Source organism: Prosthecobacter sp., from assembly GCF_044378005.1.
Taxonomy (GTDB): Bacteria; Verrucomicrobiota; Verrucomicrobiia; order Verrucomicrobiales; family Verrucomicrobiaceae; genus Prosthecobacter.
This window is the reverse complement of sequence record NZ_JBILYB010000250.1, coordinates 1-4,874: the sequence shown is the minus strand read 5'-3', so window position 1 is coordinate 4,874 and position 4,874 is coordinate 1. Positions and strand designations below refer to the sequence as shown.

At 61.0% G+C, this 4,874-nt stretch carries 2 protein-coding genes; both read left to right on the top strand.

Features of this window, described 5'->3' with window-relative positions:
• Positions 1 to 3,509 (top strand): PVC-type heme-binding CxxCH protein (locus AC6FTP_RS25470; RefSeq protein ID WP_497209714.1); only part of this gene is annotated, 3,509 nt, incomplete at its 5' end.
• Positions 3,510 to 3,520: 11 nt separating this feature from the next.
• A partial coding sequence (locus AC6FTP_RS25465) for a DUF5722 domain-containing protein (protein WP_497209713.1) occupies positions 3,521 to 4,874 on the top strand: 1,354 nt, incomplete at its 3' end.

Here is a 4,874-nt window from a genome sequence, read left to right as displayed (position 1 = left end):
GCGACTATTTTCACAATCCAGGAGCGGGCTTCTGGCGCAAGGTGTCGAGCGTGGTTCTGGTGCCGAAAGGCGAGCTGGTGAAGTGGACGACGGTTTATCAACTGCTCGATGCCGAGGGCAAGCCGGTGATGAAGGAGACGCAGGTGTGGACGATGCGCGATAACGATGGCCGTTACTTCCTGGAGCTTGAATGGAAGGGTGAAGGGCTCGTGGACTTGACCATGGCCAAGCAGCCTTACGGCGGACTCTTTCTGCGCATGCCGTGGAAGCCAGGCATGGAAGGCGGCGTGATGAACAGCGTGCGTCAGAGCAACGGGCGTGCTGAAGGACAGCGCTCGATCTGGGTGGATGTCGGCTTAAAACTGGATGGTCGCGAGGACCAGGCGCACATTGCGATTTTTGATCATCCGAAGAACGCTGGCTACCCGCAGTCGTGGCGCGTGGATGGGCAGATGGGTGTGGGGCCTTGTCGCGCGATTACGGGCGATTGGAAGATTGCCAAGGGCAAGTCCGAGACGGTGCGGCATCAGTTCTTTGTCTATACGGGCAAGCTCAATGATGTGGCCGTCACGGATGCGTGGAAGGCCTACACGGGTCAGGGTTCGGATGCTGTGATGTGGGGCATCGCCAAGGCGGAAGGCAAAGAGGCTGCTTTTCTTACCGGCGAACAAGCGGTGGCAAAGATGACCGTGCCTGAGGGTTTCGAAGCGAAGCTCGCTGCGGTGGAGCCGATGATCACACAGCCGATGGCGTTCTGCTGGGATGATCGCGGCCGCCTTTGGGTCGCGGAGAATCGTGACTATGAAACACGCAGCGCAGGTTTCTCCGCCGATGGCAACAGTCGCATCCTGATCCTGGAAGACACGACTGGCGATGGGAAGTTCGACACGCGAAAAGTCTTCCTTGAAGGCATTCCGTTTCCTTCGGCCATCGCCGTGGGCTTCGATGGATTGTGGCTCGGTGCACCGCCGAATCTGCTCTTCGTTCCTGACAAGAATCACGACGACAAAGCCGATGGCCCGCTTGAGGTGCGGCTCACGGGCTGGGGCATTCAGGATCGCCATGAAGTGTTCAATAGCTTCAGTTGGGGGCCTGATGGGTGGCTCTATGGCTGCCAGGGTTTCGCTACACGCTCGACCGTGGGCAAGCCTGCGGATGGCGGCAAAATCTTGCGCAAGGGCGATCCGTTCCCCACCGAGATGCCGGTCAAAGATGGCCAATACATTGATGGTGGTGTTTGGCGTTATCATCCCACGAAGGATCGCTTTGAAGTCGTCGCGCACGGCTTCAGCAATCCATGGGGACTCGACTTCGATGACCACGGCCAGATCTTCATCACGGCCTGCGTCATCCCGCATCTCTGGCATGTCATCCCCGGCGGCATCTATCACCGTCAGGGCGGCAGCCACATCAATCCTTACGTCTTCGATGACATCAAGACCATCGCCGACCATCGCCATCGCTCCGCGCACGGCGGCGCTCGTGTCTATCTCGCCGATGAGTTCCCGAAGGAATACCGCGACCGCATCATCATGGCAAATCTGCACGAGCATGATGTGATCACGGACATCCTCAAGCCCAGCGGCTCGGGTTTCATCGGCCATCATGGCAATGAACCACTCTTCGCCAATGACAACGCGTGGGTGGGCTTCAGCATGGAAATCGGACCCGATGGCGCGGCGTATGTGCTCGACTGGCATGACACCGAAATTTGCGGCAATGCCACGCACGACAAAGACACCGGCCGCATTTACCGCCTCGCGCCGAAGGGCCTGCCAGGGAAGTCCGGCATCAACCTCGCTGCGCAGTCCGATCTCGAACTCGTCGGCCTTCTGACGCATCGCAACGACTGGTATAGCCGCCGTGCTCGTGTGCTGCTCCAGCAACGTGCTGCTGCGCATCAACTCGATGCCGCAGTGCCCGCAAAGCTGTGGGAACTCTTCGCGCAATCCAAGACCTCCGCGCATCAACTTCGCGCTCTCTGGGCTTTGCACATCACGCAGAATCTCCCCGCGGATCGTTTGCTGCCGTTGCTCGATCATGTGGAGCCCTATGTTCGCGGCTGGGCCATCCAGTTGCTGGGTGAAGATCGTGCTTATAGCACGGCAGCTTTGGCCAAGTTCACCGCGATGGCGGAGAAGGACAGCTCGCCCATCGTGCGCCTTTACCTCGCGGCGGCGCTTCAGCGCATGAACGTGGCGGAGCGCTGGCCCATCGCGCAGAACCTCGTCGCTCATGCCGAGGACGCTGCGGATCACAACTTGCCGAAGATGATTTGGTTTGGCATCGAGCCGATGGTCGAAGCCGACGCCACGCGAGCGATGGTACTCGCCACGCACAGCAAGATCCCGCTGCTCGCGCCATACATCGCTCGCCGCGCCATCGCTGCCAAACAGCTTGAGCCCGTGGCTGCCGCGCTGCTGAGCAACACCGATCTCGCCCTGCGTCTCCAGCTTCTGGAAGGCGTGCGTGATGGCCTCAAATCGCTGGGCCGCAATGTGGTCACGAAGCCAAAGAACTGGGATGAAGCATTTGCCGCGCTCGATGACACTAAGGAGGCAAAATTGAGCGACTTCACCGCGCAGATTGGTCAGCTTTTCGGCGATGCCAAAGCCGCCGAAGCCCAGCTTGCCGTGCTCAAGGACAAGGCCGCGCCTATTGAGCGTCGCCGGCAAATCCTGACCGCCTTTGCCCGCGATGCCTATGCCGCTGCGCTGCCCGTGGTGTTGTCCCTGCTCGATGAACCCGCCGTGCGTCGCGATGCCATCCGCGCTCTGGCTTCGTTCGATGCGCCGCAGATCGCGCCGACCTTGATCCAGCGCTACGCCAAACTTTCAGCTGTGGAGAAAGCCGAGGTCGTCACCACGCTCTCCGCACGCCGCAGCACCGCGCAGGCCTTGGTCGCTGAGCTGAAGAAGAACACGATTCCGAAGACCGATGTCACCGCCTTTGACGCCCGCCAACTCTACCGCGTGCTCGGGCCATCGTTCGTCGAGTTCTGGGGTCCCATCACCCAGCTCGCCAGTGATAAGCAGGCTGAGATGGCAAAATACAAAGCCATGCTCACCGATGCCGTGATTGCCAAAGCCAATACCAGTAAGGGTCGCGCCATCTTCGAGCGCACCTGCATGGGCTGCCACATGCTCTATGGCGCTGGCGGCATTGTCGGCCCCGATCTCACCGGCTCCAATCGCGCTAATCTCGACTACATCCTCGCCCAGATCATCAACCCCAGCGAGGTCATGCAGGAGAGCTATCAACTCGTCATCGTCACCACTCGCGATGGCCGCACCCTCTCCGGCACGGTCGCTGCCGAAGACAACCAACAGCTCACGCTCCGCCTTGTCGGCCAAGACAGCGTCGTCACCAAATCCGAGATCCTCTCTCGCGAGAAATCCCCCATCTCCATGATGCCCGAGGGCTTGCTCAAAACCCTCAAAGACGACGAAGTCCGCGACCTCATCGCGTATCTGCGCACCACCGCGCAGGTGCCGTTGCCGAAGCCGTGAGAACGCACGCGATGAAAGACTCACTCTGCCTCCGCCTGCTGACGGCGCTTGTCGTTCTCAGCAATCTTGTCCGCGCTGACGAACCTCCGCTACGTGTGGCGGTCACGCCGGATTCGCTGCGCTTTGCGTGGCCGCCCAGCGCGGGAATGACGGAGATTCGCGAGTTACCGCTGCATACCTCGGCGGTGGGAGAAGGCCGCGTTTTGTGGAGCGGCGAGGGTGCGGAGGCAACGGTGCCTCGCTTCGATGGCAAACGCGACCGGCTGTTCGCTAAGTTTGAACGTCGCTTGGATGGAAAGGCTCTTGGTCCGCCGCAGCATGTCACGGATTTCTCCGCGCTCCCGCAACGGAAGAACTCCCTCGGCTCGCTCGCGAACAAGAAAGGGATCGCCTGCCTGCTCGACGTGGAAGATGGCAAGGCGCTCGGCTTCGGGCAGTCGAACCAGAACATCAACATCGGCTGGCTGATCGATTGGCAGAGCGTGGAACCCAAGCTCAGCTTCGAATTTGAGGGGAGAAAGATCGGGCTTCGTCCGGCTGCGGTCGCGGCGCTTGATCGCGAGCTGCAGGCGCTCCACGCGGCGAAGATGCGCGTGACCGGCATCCTCGGGAACTACGTTCCGAAGACCATGTCACGGACATCGCCGCTCGTGCATCCCCTCACTGATCCGGCGACGGTTCCAGAGGGCCCGGCGGCGTTCAATACGGCGACGGAGGAAGGCGTCTTCTTTTACCGCGCGATCCTCCACTGGCTGGTGGATCGCTACACGCGGGAGGATGCGCAGTTTGGCCAGATCGCTGGGCTTGTGATCGGTAACGAAGTGCAGAACCACTGGGGCTGGTATCACCTGGGCGCGGTCGAGCCGGAGGTGTTGTTGCGCGAATACAGCGTGGCGCTGCGCATCGCCGATCTGGCCACGCGCAGTGTGCATGCGGACTTCCCGATCTTTATCTCGCTGGACCATCACTGGACGCTTACCGCGACGACGGATCGGACGCACGACTTCACCGGCCTGGAGGTTCTGGATGGAGTCCACGAGCGTGCGAGACGTGAAGGGGATTTCCCATGGAACCTCGCGCATCATCCGTATCCAGAGAACCTCAGGCAGCCAAGCTTTTGGAATGATCGCTCCGCGCCCTTGCGGTTCGATGCGCCGCGGATCACGTTTCACAATCTCGAGGTGCTGCCCGCCTTCCTGCGCCAGCCGCGCTTCCTTTTCGAGGGCAAGCCACGCCGAATCGTGCTGACCGAACAAGGCTTTGACTGCCCGCCCGGTCCCGACGGTGAACTTGTGCAAGCCGCCGCCTTCGCGCTCGCGTGGAAGAAGGTGCAGGCGCTGCCAGGCATCGAGTCCTTTCTTTATC